Origin of the sequence: Streptococcus sanguinis, from assembly GCF_008329445.1 — a bacterium.
GTDB classification, from domain to species: Bacteria; Bacillota; Bacilli; order Lactobacillales; family Streptococcaceae; genus Streptococcus; species Streptococcus sanguinis_O.
The window spans coordinates 167300-184455 of sequence record NZ_VIBR01000001.1 but is presented as its reverse complement, the minus strand read 5'-3'; the positions used below and the strand labels follow the sequence as shown (position 1 = coordinate 184455).

The following is a 17156-nucleotide window of genomic DNA, read 5'->3' as shown; positions in this document are numbered from 1 at the left end:
AATATAAATTCTTAAAGTGAGTTTACATCAACCTTGATACCAACACCTTGTGTAGTAGTGATAGTCAGGTTGGTTACGTAAGTACCTTTAGCAGTAGCTGGTTTCGCTTTTTGGATTGTGTCGTTGAAAGCTTTGAAGTTTTCAACCAACTTGTCAGCTTCAAATGAAACTTTACCAATGATAGCTTGTACGTTACCTGCACGGTCTGCACGGTAAGTAATCTTACCACCTTTAGACTCTTCAACTGCTTTTGCAACGTCCATTGTTACAGTACCAGTCTTAGGGTTTGGCATCAAGTTACGAGGTCCAAGGACACGTCCAAGGCGACCTACAAGTGCCATCATATCAGGTGTAGCGATTACTACGTCAAAGTCCAACCAACCGTCGTTGATTTTTGCAACGAGGTCATCTTCACCAACGAAGTCTGCACCAGCAGCTTTCGCTTCTTCTGCTTTTGCTCCACGTGCGAAAACAAGAACGCGTGAAGTTTTACCAGTTCCGTTTGGCAATACCATTGCGCCACGGATTTGTTGGTCAGCTTTTTTAACGTCGATGTTCAAGTTGTAAGCAACTTCTACAGTTGCATCGAATTTTGCAAAGTTAGTTTCTTTTGCAAGTGCTACAGCTTCTTCTACGCTGTATGCTTTTGTGCTGTCGATTTTTTCAAGAGCAGCACGAAGTTGTTTGCTTTTTTTAGCCATTTTATCTTTCTCCTTGTAAGTGGTTCAATCGATTTTCATCTCCCACGTCACTCGTCAATCTGATCAAGTGTAGTGCGGGCAAATGGGATGAGCGTTATTGATTAGTCAACAACAGTGAATCCCATAGAACGAGCAGTACCTTCAATCATACGCATTGCAGACTCGATGTTTGCAGCGTTCAAATCTGGCATCTTAGTTTCAGCAATTTCTTGTACTTGCGCACGAGTAACTGTTGCAACTTTCGTTTTGTTTGGCTCACCAGAACCTTTTTCAACGCCTGCAGCTTTCTTCAAAAGAACAGCAGCTGGCGGAGTCTTAGTCACGAAAGTGAATGATTTGTCTTCGTATACTGAGATAACAACTGGAATAATCATACCAGCTTGATCAGCTGTACGAGCGTTGAACTCCTTAGTGAATCCCATGATGTTGATACCGGCTTGACCAAGCGCAGGACCAACTGGTGGAGCTGGAGTAGCTTTACCAGCAGGGATTTGCAATTTTACAAGTTTTTCGACTTTTTTAGCCATTTTTAAAATCCTCCTTTGTGGTTTTGGCGGTAAATAAAGATTTTTACCTCCCACAAGTATGCTTTTTGCATACCTTTCTATTATACACTAAACTTTGTTAAATGCAAGGAATTTTATCTTCTTTTTTGAATTTTTTGTGGTAAAATAATCTTATGACACTATTAAAGATTGCTTCGATTTTATTTATCTTTTTAACTTTGATTTTAACCACTATTACAGTGCGAGTTTTTCAATTAAGAAAATACAGTTTAAACTTTGCGGATTTGGCTTTTCCGCTTTTTGTTGTGGAATTTTATATTATTTCAGACAAGGCCTACTATCATAGCTTGCTGCCCCAACTGACTCTAGCTCTCTCAGTTCTCGCTATCTCCATCACCATCTATTTTCTTAAGAAAAAACGGAGCTTCTACTACCCTAAGTTCTTTAAGTTCTTCTGGCGAGCAGGTTTTCTTCTGACCTTCTTCATGTACCTAGCCATGGTCATCGGACTCTTTTTGTAACAATGTAAAACAAAACCCATCGGTTAATTAGATAGCCGATGGTTTTTTCATATGCGGGACTTACAAGTCATTCTTTTACCGAGAAAAATGACTTTCCGATGCTCCTAGTCTTATTCGTGAATCTCCAGAGGCAGGCCATCCGGATCAAAGAAGAAAGCCATCTTACGGCCGTCGAAGTCGTCATAGCGCAGCTCGGTATGAGGAATCTTTAAACGGTCAAATTCCGCTAGCGTTTCTTCGACATTTGTCACTCGGAAGGCCAGGTGCCGCAGACCTGTATGCTCTGGAGCAGGCAAGGCTGGCCGCTTAGGAGCTTCTTCCTTGATAAAAATTTCCAGAGTCAGATTTCCCTTGCGAACATTAAAGAGAATATCCTGCTTGTCCGGCCGATGGTGCTCATCCAGCTGCTCAAAGCCCAGCTTGTCCACATAAAACTCCCTAGTCTTAGCATAATCATGGCCAATGATGGCTATATGGTGAATAGTGTCCAGTTTCATAACTTCTTTCCTTTCCGTTGAGTAAGTAGAGAAAATCTGCCGGCTGACTGCTGGCAGATTTGTTTTTATCAAATGATTATCTTGCTAGCAGACTAGTGAAATTAGGATCAATTCGTCTGCAAAACTTTTCTCGGCTTGGTTCCTTCTGCTGGTCCGATAACGCCTGCCGCTTCAAGCTCTTCCATGAGACGAGTAGCCCGGTTAAAGCCGACCGAGAGTCGCCGCTGAATCATAGATGCGCTGGCTTTCTGAGTCTCGATAACCAAGGCCTTGGCTTCTTCAAAGAGAGGATCGCCTTCATCATCGCCCCCACCAGTATCCAAATCACTTTCAGATACTTCACCAGGATCAAAGCTATCATCATAATCAGCTTCAGCTTGGTTCTTGACAAAGGCTACGATTCGCTCCACATCTTCATCTGAGATAAAGGAGCCCTGCAAACGAACCGGATGGTTTTCATCAATAGGCTTAAAGAGCATATCCCCACGCCCCAAGAGCTTTTCTGCTCCATTTTCATCCAGAATGGTCCGACTGTCTGTCCCACTGGATACAGCAAAGGCAATCCGAGAGGGCACATTGGCCTTAATCAGCCCCGAGATTACATCTACAGATGGCCGCTGGGTAGCCAGAATCATATGAATCCCAGCTGCACGCGCTTTTTGTCCCAACCGGATAATGGCATCTTCCACTTCCTTGCTGGCCACCATCATAAGGTCAGCCAGCTCATCCACGATGACGACGATTAAAGGTAGGGGCACCTGCTTGTATTCTGATTGGGCATTGTACTCGGCTACTTTAGCATTATAGCCAGAAATGTTACGGGCACCGACCTTGGAGAAGAGTTCATAGCGGTTTTCCATCTCGTCTACAACCTTCTGGAGTGCACGGCTAGCTTTACGTGGATTGGTTACGACTGGGATAAGCAAGTGGGGAATGTCATTATAAACGGACAACTCCACCATCTTAGGATCCACCATCATAAACTTGACTTCATCCGGTCTGGCTTTCATGAGAATGCTGGCGATAATACCGTTGACAGCCACAGATTTACCAGAGCCAGTAGAGCCAGCCACCAAGAGATGGGGCATCTTAGCCAAGTCAAAGGAGCGGACAGAGCCGTTGACAGCCTTCCCAAGTGGGATTTCTAGGAGCTTGCTGGCATCCGTCTTAGACTGCTCCCAGAGTTCTCGGAAAGTCACGGTCGCAACTTCAGAATTGGGCACTTCAATTCCGACAAGAGATTTCCCAGGAATCGGCGCTTCAATCCGCACATCCTTGGCAGCTAAGGCTAGAGCCAAATCATCTGCCAGATTGGAAATCCGATTGACCCGAACACCAACAGCTGGCTTGACCTCGTACTTAGTGACGGAAGGTCCGATTTCAGCCCTCTCAACAGCAGCCTTTATCCCAAAGCTAGCAAAGGTCTCTTCCAAAATTTTGATATTATCTCGAACAATGCGCTTTTCTTTGGACTGATTCTTAGGCTTGTCGGGCGCAAAGAGGTTGATGGTCGGCAGCTTGTAGTCCAGACTTTCCTTGGCAGTAAAGTCCACTTCAACGTCTACATCTGTCTCGTCCGTCTCTTCTTCGCGACCAAAGTCCAGAGGCTCATGAGGGTCATACTCTCCCACTTCCTCATAGTCTGCTTCGTCAAAGTCCACAGCTGTATCTGACAAGTCCTCATCATCTAAAATCTCTCCTGTTTCAGGATCAACTTCGGCTTCTTCTTGCTCTACTTCAATAGCTTGCATAGCTGCCTGTGCCGCTTTTTCTTCCTGCTCCAGGAAACGGAGCTGCCGCTTTTCTTCCTGCTTCTCTCTCCAATTTTGAAAGGCTGCCATAGCCTTTTCTGAAATGTCATAGATAGACCACGGGCTCATAAGCAGACCGCCCAAAAGAATGAGCAGCAGACCGAAGAAATAAGAACCAATATTTGAAAAAAGGAAAGAGATAGGCGCATAAAGGAGAGAGCCCAGCAGGCCGCCACCCGCGAAGGAGGTGACCTTAAAGGCTGTCAGATCAGTCAAAACTCTGCCTAGAGTTGTGGATAAGACAGATGCTCCTTCTAGCTTTAACACGCTGACGAAATAAGCTTGGAAAATTAACTCCAGTCCCAAAAAGAGGCTGATAAATCCTGAAACCGTCCCTTCGTGCTTGTGCAGCCACTTGAAAAAAAAGAGATAGCCAAAGCTGGCCAGAATAGCCAGATAGGCCAAGCTTCCCACCAAGAGGCGAATCATATTATAAATGGTAACCCCAAAGGCGCCCAGCTTTATAGCTGCAAACAAAAGAATAAGAGCCAACACAAAGGTGGCAATCATTCTCTTTATTGCTTTTTGTCTTTCTAATTCTGCTTTTGTCGGCCGACGAGTTGTCCGGCCTTTTTTCGTGTTTTTCTTAGTTGCCATAACCCTTATTATACCATATTTGAGCCTTAGATGAGAAATCTTTTATCTAGATCAGAAACAAAAAAACTTATTTATCCACGCAAAAAGAACTGGGCTAGCCAGTTCTCATTTCACTATCACAAAATTCTTATTAAGCCTCTGGCATAACCGCCCAAGCAATCAAGTAAGCCAAGACACCTGTACCTGCCACACAGACCAAAAGAATCCAAATAACACGAACCAAGGTTGGATCTAAATCAAAGTAGTTTGCGATACCAGCACATACACCAGCGATTTTCTTGTTTTTGACATCTCTTGTCAGTCTTTTCTCCATGGAAAACACTCCTTATTATTTTTACACTTTTTATTTTACCATAACATTTCTCTATGCACAAGTTCGCCTGCTATTAAGCTCTCTCTTCAGATAAAATTTAATTACATCAAGATGTATTTGTTCACTCTACCTTTCTCTTAACAAGTCCCAGCAAAACTCTTGTTCTTGTGTTAGAATATAAGGAAATTCTAATTAATTAACAGTAAAAACATATCAGGAGGAAGATAATGCGAGCCGGAGTCATTCTTTACAATCCCCAAACCAAGCAGATACTGCTCATCCACCGCTGGAAAAATGGAGAAGAGTATTTTGTGATACCGGGCGGCGGAGCCGAGTCAGGTGAGACTGCAGTCCAATCAGCTCAGCGAGAAATTCGGGAAGAACTAGGTTGGAGCTTATCTGAAAAGCAGCTGCAGCCAGCTTTTACTTTTAGAAATGGCCACCGCTTAGAAATCTATTTTCATGCCACTATCAGCCATACATCAACGCCAATGATTCAGGGCGAGGAAGCCCTTCGCAGTCATGCCCAGAATATCTATCAACCTGAATGGTTAGACATAGAAGCAATTTGCGGCCTAAACTTACGGCCAGCAGGACTTAAAAATCTGCTCCTGGATTGTCTGACACAGGAGGGTTTGAAAAACTAGCCTAATTGTAGTAAAATATCAGTAGTTTACAATCTAATGTGAGAAAGGTTTTATATGAAAAAAATTCTTCTTATCAGCCTCTTATCAGGACTTGTCTTGGCTGGCTGCTCTGGTAAAGGTAAGAAAGAGGAGACTACTAGCTCCTCCAACTCATCCAGCAGTTCTTCGCTAGTGAGCTCTAGCTCTGACCCAGAGGAAACCAGCAAACTCCGTGAGCAATACAAGGATGCCATGACCAACGAAAATGCCAACTTCCCGCAGCTGTCTACAGAAGTTGCTGAAGATGAAGCGGAAGTCAAATTGGTAACGACTGAAGGCGATATCCGCATCAAGCTCTTTCCAAAACAAGCCCCACTGGCGGTCGAAAACTTCCTGACCCATGCCAAGGAAGGCTACTATGATGGCGTTTTGTTCCACCGTGTCATCAATGAATTTATGATTCAGACCGGAGACCCTAAAGGCAACGGCACTGGAGGCGAGTCTATCTGGAAAGGCAAAGACAAGTCTAAAGACTCTGGAAACGGCTTTAAAAATGAGTATTCTCCATATCTCTATAATATTCGAGGAGCCCTATCCATGGCCAATGCAGGCCCTGATACCAATGGCAGTCAGTTCTTTATCAACCAAAGCAAAAAAGACCTGTCTAGCCAAATGTCTACGGATTCCTTCCCTGCTAAAATCATCGAAGCCTATAAGAACGGTGGAAATCCTACTTTAGATGGTGGAGCTTATACTGTATTCGGCCAAGTGCTGGAAGGTATGGATGTGGTGGACAAAATCGCTGCCGCAGAAACAGACGATAATGACAAGCCTAAAAAAGATATCAAGATTGAAAAAATCGAGATTATCAAGGACTATGACTTCAGCAAATAAGCTTGCTGCCCAACCAATAAAGGAGGGAAATCAATATGATTATCTGGGGATATAAAGGTTATCAGAAAAACGTAGGACAGACCCAAAGCAATATCGAGTGTGCCAACTGCCACAACGTCGCACCTTGGGACATTATTGAAACCGGCCGAAAGTTTACACTCTATTGGATTCCAACCTTTCCTTACGGTAGAAAACATTACCTCACCTGCCCAGTCTGCCAGCACGGCAAGCAGATTGAAAAGCAGGAAATCGAGCAGTTTTTGAATTATTAGCAACAGAAAGAGACGATTCTCAATGAACCGTCTCTTTTCTTTTTTTAATGTTATCAAGTCAACTGGTTAAAATCCCAAATCTGGTCCATCCAGCCTTCATAGAAATCAGGCTCGTGGCAGACCATGAGAATGCTGCCCTTGTATTCTTTAAGAGCTCGCTTAAGCTCCTCCTTGGCATCTACATCCAGATGGTTGGTCGGCTCGTCCAGCACCAGAACATTATTTTCTCGGTTCATGAGGAGGCAAAGACGAACCTTGGCCTGCTCTCCACCTGAAAGGACCTGGATCTGGCTCTCGATGTGCTTGGAAGTCAGACCACATCTGGCCAGAGCCGCTCGGACTTCTGCTTGGTTAAGAGCCGGAAAGGCGTTCCAGACTGCTTCCAGCGGTGTCTGACGATTGCCGCCCTCTACTTCCTGCTCGAAATAACCCAGCTCTAGATAGTCCCCACGCTCGACTTGACCTGCGATAGGCGGGATAATCCCCAGCAAACTCTTGAGCAGGGTTGTTTTCCCAATCCCATTTGCCCCGATGATCGCCACCTTTTGATTACGCTCAAAGGTCAGATTAAGAGGCTGGGTCAGCGGTCGGTCGTAACCAATCTGCAAATTCTCAGCCTGAAAGATAAAACGGCCAGGTGTGCGGGCAGGCTTGAAGTCAAAGGAAGGCTTAGGCTTCTCACTCTGCAGCTCAATAATATCCATCTTATCCAGCTTTTTCTGGCGGGACATAGCCATATTACGGGTTGCCACGCGGGCTTTATTACGAGCTACAAAGTCCTTAAGGTCCGCAATTTCTTTCTGTTGACGCTCGTAGGCCGCTTCCAGCTGAGATTTTTTCATCTCATAGACTTCCTGGAACTGATAGTAGTCGCCAGAATAACGAGTCAAGTGCTGATTTTCCACATGGTAGACGATATTGATCACGTCATTCAGAAAAGGAATATCGTGGGAGATCAGAACAAAGGCATTTTCATAGTTTTGGAGATAGCGCTTGAGCCAGTCAATATGCTCCGCATCCAGATAGTTGGTTGGCTCGTCCAAGAGCAGGATATCTGGTTTTTCAAGAAGCAGCTTAGCCAAGAGAACCTTGGTCCGCTGTCCACCAGACAGCTCCGTCACATTACTCTCCATACCGTAGTCCATCACACCTAGTGCCCGTGCAACCTCATCAATCTTGGCATCTAGCGTATAGAAATCTCGGCTCTCCAAGCGGTCCTGCAGCTCCCCCACTTCTTCCATAAGGGCATCAACATCGGCTCCTTCCTCAGCCATGCTCATATAGATTTCATTGATACGGGCCTCGGTCTTGAAAAGCTCGTCAAAGGCTGTGCGCAAAACATCGCGGACAGACTGGCCTTGCTCCAAAACAGCATGCTGGTCCAGATAGCCAGCTGTCACATACTTGGACCACTCGACCTTGCCTTCATCCGGCAGCATTTTGCCTGTCACAATGCTCATAAAGGTTGACTTTCCCTCGCCATTGGCACCGACCAGGCCGATATGCTCACCCTTGAGCAGGCGGAAGGATACATCCTCAAAAATAGCCCGGTCTCCGAAACCGTGGCTGAGATTTTTTACTTCTAAGATACTCATTTTTTCTCCTCTATCATTGATTGCAGTTCCTTGATTATACCATCAAAAGGGATTTTTTGGCAAGACAGAAGAAAAGGAAAAGCGAGCCACTTAAGTCTCGCCTGCTTGGTCTCAGTTCGCATGATGTGTATGCTTGGTAATCCACTGGGTCAGTTTTATTTTCAGCCAAAAGCCATAAATACCAAAGGTAACAATGGTCAGGAGCCACCACTTGATCCAATTTCCAAAAAGCTGCATAGCAGTACCGTCAAAGTAAAGACGGTGCCCGTCAATAACTGTATGTTTTATCTTCCAATTATACAGAATACACATGCCCCAAGGTGCACAAATTCCCAGTGTAAATACTGTAATCAAGGTAGCTAAAATCACATGACCGATGTAAGAAAAGAGACCACCATCAAAATAAGACTCTTTGTACATACTTTCTCCCCCTTTAAACCAACTCTTTCAGAAATTGAATCAGGGTTTCTGCAGAGCGTTTACCAGCTTCAAGAATGAATTCATCAAAAGTAACATTAGCATCATGGCTAGCTGTGTCGCTCATGGCGCGAATAACCATAAAGGGCAGGCCAATCGAATGTGTGGCTTGAGCAATAGCTGCGCCTTCCATCTCGACAGCCAAGACATCTGGAAAATGCTCCTTGATGCGGTAAATCTTGTCTTGACCGGCAACAAAGCTGTCACCTGTCGCAATCAAACCTACCTTTGCCTTTTGATGGGTCTTTTCCAAAATTTTATTCATCTCAGCAACCAGATAGCGGCTCGCTTCAAAATAGAGCGGTTGCCGTGCCATCTGACCGTAGTCATAGCCAAAGGCCGTCACATCCACATCATGGTAGACCAGACGATCTGCGACCACCACATCGCCGATAGCTAGACCTTCTGCCACTGCTCCAGCTGAGCCTGTATTAATCACGGCTGTGACCTTAAAATCATTGACCAAAACAGCCACACTCATAGCGGACATAACCTTGCCAATCCCGCTTTCGACCAACACCACTTCATGGTAGCCAATAGAGCCCGTATGATAGACATGGCCCAAACGCAGGTGCTTCTGCGGATTTTCTAAATGCTCCAGCAGAATCTTCAACTCCTCAGGCATGGCTGCGATAATTCCAATTTTCATATAATACCTCAAATCATCTGATGAAAAAGAAGCTTAGACAAGCTAGGCTTCCTTTTAAGTGCAATAGAGTAGTTTTTTAAGGCCACCAAATAATAGCAGCAATCAAACCAATCAGTAGGATGACCACCCAAAGGAGAATCTTATTGAGTTTGGCTTGAAAGAGGCTCCGCTTTTGGTTTTCAATCCGACGGCTCTTAGTCACGGTCGGATCTACCTCAATGTGCAGAGTCTCATCCGTAAACTCCTCTTGGTTTTGAGCAGTCTGATAGCCAAAATGACTCTGATTCTGCTGAGACCGAGCTTCTTCATAACCAAAGCGGTTTTGAGGGCTTTGATAACCAAACTGAGTATCTTGTCGGCTAGACTGCTGCGAGCTAAAGGAGCTTCTGCCAGTTGAAAGAATCTTGGTTTCCTCGTCATCCATGAGAGGCGGCCCCGACATATCCTCACCGCGGTTGGCCCGCTCAATGATTTCATCTGTTAATAAAGCTTTTCCCATTGATCTACGTTCCTATTTATTCAGATTTTTTTGTTCCCAGTACTGAAGGGCCATGATGGTCTTGGCATCGCAGATGTCACCGTTTTGCAGCAACTGATGTGCCTCCTCCAGACTGACTTCAAAAAGTTCCAATGTTTCATCCTCGTCTTGGGGACGAGGGTTTTCGACCTTTGTTAAATGGCTGGCGCTGTAGAGCTTGATTTTTTCATTACAAAAACCGATAGCAGAGTAGAAATCATAGACCAACTCCAGTTGCCCAGTGTAGCCGGTCTCTTCTTCTAATTCTCGGAGGGCAGCCGCTTGGGGATCTGCATTCTCTCCTAGCTCAAGCTTGCCAGCTGGAATCTCGTAAGAAGTCGCTTCAATTGCCTTGCGGTACTGCTTGACTAAAATCATCTTATTTTCCGAAGTGATAGCAATCACAGCCACCGCCCCATTATGAAAAATCAAATCCCTTTGGGCTTGACCCTTGCCCTCTGGCAGCTCTACCTGGTCCTGAACCACTTTAAAAATCGGTCCCTGATAAATCTCCGTCCGTTGGACGGTTTTTTCTTCAAATTCCATGATTAAACCTACTTATTTTGAGGGTGATGAGGAAGTCGCTTAGCATAATCTTCCTTGTTAATCTGACGGCCACGTCCCAGAGCAATGGCATCTGCCGGTACATCCTTCGTGATGGTAGAACCCGCACCGACCAGTGAGTTGTCACCCAGCTCAACTGGGGCAATAATGGTCGAGTTAGAACCAACAAAGACATTGTCACCAATGATAGTCTTGTACTTCTTCTGACCATCATAATTGACCGTAATCGTACCCGCACCAAAGTTGACATTAGCACCGACTTCAGAATTTCCAATATAGGTCAAATGACCAGCCTTGGTATTTTCTCCGATTGACGATCCTTTAACTTCAACAAAGTTTCCGACATGAACATCCTTGGCCAGACTAGAACCTGGACGAATGTGAGCGTAAGGCCCGACCGTCACTCCATCTTCCACACTAGACTCCTCAATCATAGAGTTGGTGATAACGGCCCGCTCTCCAATGACAGAGTCCACAATATAAGTACCATTGGTCAGGATAGTCTCTGCCCCAATCTTGGTCTGACCTTTCAGGGTCACATTTGCTTCAACTTGAACTTCAGGCGCAATTTCTACATCCACATCGATATAGGTCGCATGAGGATTGACAAAGCTGACGCCATTGACCATATGCTGCTGGTTAATCCGGCGGCGCATAACACTCTCAGCTGTAGCCAAAGCTACACGGTCATTAACCCCCAGACTCTCATCAAAGTCTTTGAGCGTATAAGCGCCGACTTTTTCACCATTTTCGCGGAAAATGCCAATCACATCTGTGATATAGTATTCGCCTTGAGCATTGTTGGTATTGATCTTTTTGAGGGCTTCAAAGAGACGGGCATTGTCAAAGACGTAAGTCCCTGTATTGATTTCCTTGATCTGCTGCTCAAAGTCAGAAGCATCCTTCTGCTCAACAATTTTCAAAACTTCGTCGTGCTGATTGCGAACGATACGGCCGTAGCCGAAAGGATTATCTGCTTCTGCCGTCAGGATAGTTGCAACATTCTTGTGGTTGATATGGAAGTCAATCAGATTTTTCAGGCTTTCTCCTGTAATCAGGGGAGTGTCGCCAGCAATGACCAGCGTCTGCCCAGTCAGATTTTCCAAAACAGGCTCTGCCATCATAACGGCATGACCCGTTCCCAACTGCTCCGTCTGACGGACAAAGTCTGTCTGACCTGCTAAGACTTGCTCGACTAGCTCTGCCTTGTGCCCAACAACTGTCACGGTCTTCTCTGGATTAATGGCATTGACACTGCGGAATACATGTTCCAACATGGAAATTCCTGCAACCTTATGCAGCACTTTTGGTAAATCTGACTTCATGCGAGTACCCTTACCCGCAGCCAAAATAATCGCGTAATTTGTCATCAATTATCTCTTTTCTGTAGGATATCACCTTTATTATATCACTAAAAGGTAATTTTTAAAAATTTAAAATCAAGCCATCCCCTTAAAAATCTGCAACGAAAAAACTTTTGCACAAAAAAATCAGCCTTTAAACAGCTGATTTTGCTTCTTTTTCTTTGATTTTCTTTGGAAGATGGACTTTCGCCTTGCCATAGTCCTTGAAGACTGCCCTCTGCTTGAAGTAAATCAATTCTCCATCTAAGGCTGTATCTTCATCCAAATCCATGGTCATATCAATAGAGCGAATGGTCCGAGTCTTAGGGTCAACCACAAAGGCAACCTGACACTTCTCAATATCAATGGTCGTATCATAATGCTCATCATTATAAGCATAGTAGAAGGCATCGATAAGGTCATAGGCCAAATCACCTTCTGCTGTCACCGAAAACTCATAGCCCCCGTCCACTTTTTTCTTAGTCAGTTCTGACTCATTATCTACCATGACCTGCAGCAAAGCCTTAAAGGAGGACATGCCCGAATAGCCATCAATATGTTTGCGTGACTCCGTGTCATCAATGGTCTCAAATCCATCCTTCTCTTCCAAGTACATCCGATCTTCGCTGAAATAATGGGTCAGTTCTTGATCATCATAGGTTTCGTAAAGCTTAGCTAAATAAGGTGAATCTGAAACAGTCAGCTGTTTAACCGTCTTGGCTTTTCTTTTTTTGTAGCCTTCTAGATAGGTTGACTCAGACAGCCGATCCATGTAAAAACTATCATGATCGAATTTCTTCAAGGATGCATCCACTACAGCAGACAGCTTAAAGCGGGATTCGATTGCTTCTGCTATGCCTCCAGGTTTAAAGTAGGTATAAAGAAAGGTTCCGCCAATCAGTACAAAGCAGACACAGCCGTAAATGATAAAAAAATGAACCTTCTTCAAAATCAATCCTCCTAGAAGCCTTCTGTCGTTTTATAGCTTATATTATAAGCTTTTTTAGAGCTATTTTCAATCTTTTTCAGAAACGGTCTTTGAAGACTGTAGCGGAAGAAAGGCTAATTTGTTTTTCAAACTTTCAAAGTCATTGCCAAATGTCAAGTAGCTCTCCTGAAAATTCAGTTCTCCATTTTCCTTGGCATACAAACAGAAATCATCATCTAGCTCTTCTGATTTCACAGCCTCAATGATGTCTTTTAAGTCATAGCTCTAGTTTTTCTTCATTACTTTCATGTTCCTACTGGCTACTTCAAACTCCAACCACCGTCGATTTTGATAATCTCACCCTGCATAGCAGCTGCCTTACCACTGGCTAGAAAGAGGCTGACATCTGCCACTTCTTGAGGTTCCAGCCAACGCTTGATAGGCGTTTCCTCAACAACCCAGTCAGCTAGTCCACCTGGCTCAAAATCTGCGGCAGTCATAGCTGTCTTAACAGCGCCTGGCGCCAAGCCAAACACTTGGATATTTTTATCCGCATAGTCCAAGGCTATCTGCTTGGTCAGGCCAGCCAGAGCATGCTTAGAGGCTGTATAGGCAGCACCGCCGCCCCCAGCCAGAAAGCTAGCAATCGAGCACATATTAATGATAATACCAGACTTTTTCTCCAGCATTTTCTGCAGGTAAAAGCGAGTGATTTTCATGGTAGAGGTCAGATTAAGCGCAAAAATCTGTTCCCAGTCCTCATCGTTGGTCTCGTGCAGGGAACGATAATCGTCCAAAATACCTGCTGTATTACAGAGAATGTCCACCTCAGGCAAGCTAGTAAAGAGCGGTGTCAAATCCCCTGTCAAATCCATCTTGACAAAACGAAGTTCATTGAGAAAAACAGGATTTTCATCCTTGTCCACCCCATAAACCCGGTAGCCATTTTCCAAAAAGGTCAGAGCCTGAGCTCGGCCGATGCCAGAGCTAGCTCCCGTCACCAGTACCGTCTTAGTCATTCACTTCCACCCAATCTGTCGCGAGGACATCACAAGGAGTCGGACTCCACATGGAGAAGCCCTCCCCCTCACCTGAAACATTGATAAGGAAATAAGGTGTCACCTCGAGAGCCCCCCCATTCTGCTCAATCGTATCAAAAAGCTGGACATAGTTTTCTGCCCCGCCCCAGCCTGTACGCACATATTTTTTCTTAGCCTTAAGGCCAGGTAAAATCTCTTCAAATGTCATGGTTTTCTCCTTTTGCTTATTGATATTCATATACAAATTAGCTGATAATCGTCCGCAGTCATAAGTATATTTGACGACTTTTTCTTGACTGTCAATAATTTTATCTGACGCTTTGCAATAAAGTCTAAAATTAGACCTTCTTCTCCATCTCCACAAAGAGATGAATATCGCCATTGCTTTCCTGCGGGATGCGCCTCACCACTTCAAAGCCCATGTTGAGATAAAGCTGTTGGGCTCGGTGATTGAAATCAGCCACGGATAGACTTATGACTTGGGGCGCAAAATTTTCCATAATAAAGTCCAGAATTTCCTGCAGAAATCCAGCGCCCTGACCTTTTCCGCAATGCTCCGGCTTCATCCCCAAACCAAGCTCCAAAGTTCGCTCTCCTTTCTGCTCTAAGCAGAAAAATCCATAGAGTTTCTCTTCTCGCATAACTTGATAATAACGGTCCTCACGCGCTATTGGGGAAATCATTTCTTCATAATCCTCCAAGTCATTTTTCATATCATAAAAATCATAAGGCGCCTCATAATGCCAATCATTGGCAATTTCTAAAGCATGCTGCTGAGTTAGTGGTTCAATTTTATTGCTCATATTTTTTCACCTCCTCAGGGTGGGCTTCTCGCCATGCTAAATAGTCATCAAATGACTTGATTTGTGTTTTCTCACCTGTTGCAGAATCTGTCGCATAAACTTCCATCACATCCTGTCCCTTAGGTGCAAACCAATGCAAGAGGTTATCAAACCATTCTTTTTGGTTATACTGTTCAGGTCGGAAATAAAGTCGATCTATATCTTTCATATTCTTAGCTACTTCTGGATATAGCTGAGCAAAGTTGGTATTGGAAATATCAATTTTATTGCGATAATCAGGATCTGGCCTAAATTTCCCATCACTTTCACTTAAATGTAGCTCCTCCAACTTAAATCGAAAGCTATCAAAAAGATTTCCAGGTCCGAAACTAATATTTTGATTATAAGAGCTATTTGTATCCATCTCATTTCTTCTTTGAGCAACATCTTTGAAAAAGAACTCCTCATTATCAATATCCAGTAAAAAACTTTGCTCAAAGTATTCTCCATTAACATATTGGTAAAGATTGTCTCGTGCCATATAGTCTTTCCCATTACCATAATAACTGCTTAAGACTTCATTGAGTCTAAATTTTTGTGTCTGAATTCTAGGTAATTCATACAGGTCTAGTTCTTTCTTTGATAGATTAGGGCTATTTAAATCGTAGCTGATTATCTTATAGTATTCTTCTTTCCCAATTGGTGGAGAGTTTTTAACTTCTCCAATTCGCCAAGAATGAACAGCAATAGTTGAAACATAATTTTGTCCATAGTAAATATGACCATAATTATCTTTCTCACCTACAGCAACCAATACAAACTTATTATTATCGAAAAGCTGAATGCTTTTGAATTTTGTTTCTTGTCTATTGATATAAACTTTAGTATTTATTCCAATAACCCATAAAATGAGCAGACCTAAAGCTCCCAACAAAAGAATACTCAATAAAACATACACTATCTTCTTTTTTTTCATGACCGTCTATTTTTTTCTCCTTAAATTCTCTAAAATCCCCAATAAAATCGTTTCTGGTCTGCTTTTTCGTTGCAGCCGAGGCTGCGGTAAAATGCATGGGCTGCGGAGCGGGAAATGCCTGAATTAATCCGAATTCCTGTGTATCCTACCGCTTTTGCCTCTTCACGCAAAGCTTGCATCAGCGCTCTGCCATGTCCCTGCCCTTGAAAATCCTGAGCGACGGCCAAGGCCAAGAGATTGAGCAAGGACGGGAAATAGAGACAGTCGTAGCTAGCAGCATGAGCGTAGCCTATGACCTGACCGTCTTCTTCAGCTACCAAAATCAAATGCTGGTCATTCTCTAGCAGCCTCTTTAGTTGAGCCTCCGTCGCTTCCCTATCGAAGTCATAGCCCAAACACTCAGCATTGAGCCGCTGAATGGCTGCAGCATCTCTTAGTTTTACTTTACGAATCATTTGTCACCTCGTTCTTCTCTTTATTATAGCAGAAAAGCAGTCTCTTTGACTGCTTTCAATGAACTATTCTCCTATCTGTCCCTTCAACCAAGACTCCGCCTCTTCTAAAGGCTGGTCTGTTAGGACATCGGGCTGAATTGCCTCATTCTCATAAAGCTTGCCCGTGCGATCTAGGATACTCGAGGTAGTCAAGAGCAAAACCGCTCCATCATACAGTTGATAATAATTATTTCCCGTAGTATAGCTTGCCGTTGACTGACCAAATATTTTAACGTTTTCCAGTCCCTTAAAGGCTAAAACAGTCATTTCTCCTGAGCTTCCTGTACATTCATTGGTAAGGACAGCTATTGGCACTTTCTTTGCTTTCTCATCAGTCTGATCCAGACCAAGCTGCTGAAGAACATCTGATCGAGAAACCGCGCTCTTGCTTCCATTTTTTTCAACGAATTGGAAGAGATCTTCATCAGGCAAAAGAGAGGACAGTCCAGCAAGCATCGGATACATATTCCCGCCGGTATTATCTCTCAGATCCACAAGAACCGACTGATAGGTATCCTTTTTAAGAGCTGCCGATAGCTTGTTGGCATAAGCCTTCGCTGCCTGTGCGTCACCAGTGAAAGCAGGAACTTTTAAATAGAGAATCCCCTCCCGATTCTGCACTTCGGGCTGATTTTTGCTTTCCGGACTATTTTCGGGATTATCCTGTGGACTTAAAAAATAAGAATGTTTCCCGCCAGCCTCTTTGGTTAATTTTTCCAAGACAGGATAGGTATCTTGATAAGTCTTGGCAGATTCAAGCTTCTCTAAGGCTTTCTTCTTCTCATTTTCCCAGTCTTTGCCCGTATAAAGACCGAAATCAAGCTTTTTCACAACCGAGCGGGCGTAGTCCTGCGGACTAGGTGGAAAAAGAAAAATTCCATAGTCTGGACCAAAGTAGGCCAGAAAACCTATTAAAAGAGCAAGCAAAACCAGTACTGTTCCCAAGCAACCTAAAAGGACTTTTTTCATAATTGCACAACCTTTCTTGTTAGGATTTCTGAGCTGATTATAGCAAAATAGAGACACGTTTTCCATGTCTCTACCTTACATTTA

22 protein-coding genes and 1 pseudogene are annotated in these 17156 nt (G+C 43.9%); 4 read left to right on the top strand and 19 right to left on the bottom strand.

Going from position 1 to position 17156, the window contains the following annotated elements; genetic code table 11:
• Positions 1-11 precede the first annotated feature (11 nt).
• Both rplA and rplK read right to left on the bottom strand, forming a co-directional pair.
• Entirely contained in the window at positions 12-701 is a 690-nt protein-coding gene (rplA, locus tag FKX92_RS00965; protein ID WP_002894855.1) for a 50S ribosomal protein L1, read from the bottom strand.
• A 101-nt stretch (positions 702-802) separates the two neighbouring features.
• Positions 803-1228 carry a 50S ribosomal protein L11 gene (gene rplK / locus FKX92_RS00960; RefSeq protein WP_002894851.1) on the bottom strand — a complete coding sequence of 142 codons (426 nt, stop codon included), beginning with the start codon at positions 1226-1228 and terminating at the stop codon, positions 803-805.
• Between the two features lie 152 nt (positions 1229-1380).
• Between rplK and FKX92_RS00955 the strand changes: the two genes are divergently transcribed.
• Positions 1381-1728, top strand: coding sequence for a DUF3397 family protein (locus FKX92_RS00955; protein WP_049548048.1), 348 nt, complete (start codon positions 1381-1383; stop codon positions 1726-1728).
• A gap of 110 nt (positions 1729-1838) precedes the next feature.
• On the opposite strand, the gene gloA2 is transcribed toward FKX92_RS00955, so the two are convergent.
• From gloA2 to FKX92_RS00940, 3 genes are all read right to left on the bottom strand, one after another.
• Entirely contained in the window at positions 1839-2225 is a 387-nt protein-coding gene (gene gloA2, locus FKX92_RS00950; protein ID WP_049548047.1) for an SMU1112c/YaeR family gloxylase I-like metalloprotein, read from the bottom strand.
• A gap of 107 nt (positions 2226-2332) precedes the next feature.
• Complete coding sequence (locus FKX92_RS00945; RefSeq protein WP_149565246.1) at positions 2333-4633, bottom strand: DNA translocase FtsK; 2301 nt, start codon at positions 4631-4633, stop codon at positions 2333-2335.
• Positions 4634-4763: 130 nt separating this feature from the next.
• Entirely contained in the window at positions 4764-4946 is a 183-nt protein-coding gene (locus FKX92_RS00940; RefSeq protein ID WP_002894843.1) for a PspC domain-containing protein, read from the bottom strand.
• 227 nt (positions 4947-5173) lie between these two features.
• Between FKX92_RS00940 and FKX92_RS00935 the strand changes: the two genes are divergently transcribed.
• From FKX92_RS00935 to FKX92_RS00925, 3 genes are read left to right on the top strand one after another with little or no spacing between them, the layout of a single operon-like run.
• Complete coding sequence (locus FKX92_RS00935; protein WP_149565245.1) at positions 5174-5593, top strand: NUDIX hydrolase; 420 nt, start codon at positions 5174-5176, stop codon at positions 5591-5593.
• A gap of 54 nt (positions 5594-5647) precedes the next feature.
• Entirely contained in the window at positions 5648-6466 is an 819-nt protein-coding gene (locus FKX92_RS00930; RefSeq protein WP_149565244.1) for a peptidylprolyl isomerase, read from the top strand.
• Between the two features lie 35 nt (positions 6467-6501).
• Positions 6502-6738 carry a zinc-ribbon domain-containing protein gene (locus FKX92_RS00925; protein WP_002897142.1) on the top strand — a complete coding sequence of 79 codons (237 nt, stop codon included), beginning with the start codon at positions 6502-6504 and terminating at the stop codon, positions 6736-6738.
• 53 nt (positions 6739-6791) lie between these two features.
• Here the strand turns inward: FKX92_RS00925 and FKX92_RS00920 are convergent, their stop codons facing one another.
• The 14 genes and pseudogenes from FKX92_RS00920 to FKX92_RS00860 all read right to left on the bottom strand — a co-directional run bounded on the left by FKX92_RS00920 (position 6792) and on the right by FKX92_RS00860 (position 17138).
• Positions 6792-8333, bottom strand: a complete 1542-nt coding sequence (locus FKX92_RS00920) for an ABC-F family ATP-binding cassette domain-containing protein (protein ID WP_149565243.1) — start codon at positions 8331-8333, stop codon at positions 6792-6794.
• 111 nt (positions 8334-8444) lie between these two features.
• A complete protein-coding gene (locus tag FKX92_RS00915; RefSeq protein WP_002899871.1) occupies positions 8445-8753 on the bottom strand; it encodes a DUF898 family protein in 309 nt (102 codons plus the stop codon).
• A 13-nt stretch (positions 8754-8766) separates the two neighbouring features.
• Positions 8767-9459, bottom strand: coding sequence for a 5'-methylthioadenosine/adenosylhomocysteine nucleosidase (locus tag FKX92_RS00910; protein ID WP_149565242.1), 693 nt, complete (start codon positions 9457-9459; stop codon positions 8767-8769).
• Between the two features lie 76 nt (positions 9460-9535).
• Entirely contained in the window at positions 9536-9958 is a 423-nt protein-coding gene (macP, locus tag FKX92_RS00905; protein WP_149565241.1) for a cell wall synthase accessory phosphoprotein MacP, read from the bottom strand.
• Between the two features lie 12 nt (positions 9959-9970).
• Entirely contained in the window at positions 9971-10522 is a 552-nt protein-coding gene (locus FKX92_RS00900) for an NUDIX hydrolase (RefSeq protein ID WP_149565240.1), read from the bottom strand.
• An 8-nt stretch (positions 10523-10530) separates the two neighbouring features.
• Positions 10531-11910 carry a bifunctional UDP-N-acetylglucosamine diphosphorylase/glucosamine-1-phosphate N-acetyltransferase GlmU gene (gene glmU, locus FKX92_RS00895; protein WP_149565239.1) on the bottom strand — a complete coding sequence of 460 codons (1380 nt, stop codon included), beginning with the start codon at positions 11908-11910 and terminating at the stop codon, positions 10531-10533.
• A gap of 127 nt (positions 11911-12037) precedes the next feature.
• A complete protein-coding gene (locus FKX92_RS00890) occupies positions 12038-12832 on the bottom strand; it encodes a hypothetical protein (protein ID WP_049552786.1) in 795 nt (264 codons plus the stop codon).
• A gap of 153 nt (positions 12833-12985) precedes the next feature.
• Positions 12986-13078, bottom strand: a pseudogene (locus FKX92_RS12255) (DUF7716 domain-containing protein); the annotation flags it as partial.
• Positions 13079-13131: 53 nt separating this feature from the next.
• On the bottom strand, positions 13132-13830 hold the full coding sequence (locus FKX92_RS00885) for a 3-oxoacyl-ACP reductase (protein WP_149565238.1): 699 nt from the start codon (positions 13828-13830) through the stop codon (positions 13132-13134).
• On the bottom strand, positions 13823-14059 hold the full coding sequence (locus FKX92_RS00880) for a DUF2829 domain-containing protein (RefSeq protein ID WP_316250830.1): 237 nt from the start codon (positions 14057-14059) through the stop codon (positions 13823-13825). Before FKX92_RS00880 ends, FKX92_RS00885 begins: the two co-directional genes overlap by 8 nt.
• Positions 14060-14189: 130 nt before the next feature.
• Positions 14190-14654, bottom strand: coding sequence for a GNAT family N-acetyltransferase (locus FKX92_RS00875; RefSeq protein ID WP_125382813.1), 465 nt, complete (start codon positions 14652-14654; stop codon positions 14190-14192).
• Positions 14644-15609 (bottom strand): hypothetical protein, encoded by a 966-nt coding sequence (locus FKX92_RS00870; RefSeq protein ID WP_149565236.1) that lies wholly within the window; start codon positions 15607-15609, stop codon positions 14644-14646. The genes FKX92_RS00875 and FKX92_RS00870 overlap by 11 nt, the downstream gene beginning before the upstream one ends.
• Positions 15610-15638: 29 nt before the next feature.
• Positions 15639-16064 carry a GNAT family N-acetyltransferase gene (locus tag FKX92_RS00865; RefSeq protein ID WP_004185954.1) on the bottom strand — a complete coding sequence of 142 codons (426 nt, stop codon included), beginning with the start codon at positions 16062-16064 and terminating at the stop codon, positions 15639-15641.
• Between the two features lie 63 nt (positions 16065-16127).
• Positions 16128-17138 carry a S41 family peptidase gene (locus FKX92_RS00860; protein ID WP_149565235.1) on the bottom strand — a complete coding sequence of 337 codons (1011 nt, stop codon included), beginning with the start codon at positions 17136-17138 and terminating at the stop codon, positions 16128-16130.
• Between the last annotated feature and the right edge of the window lie 18 nt (positions 17139-17156).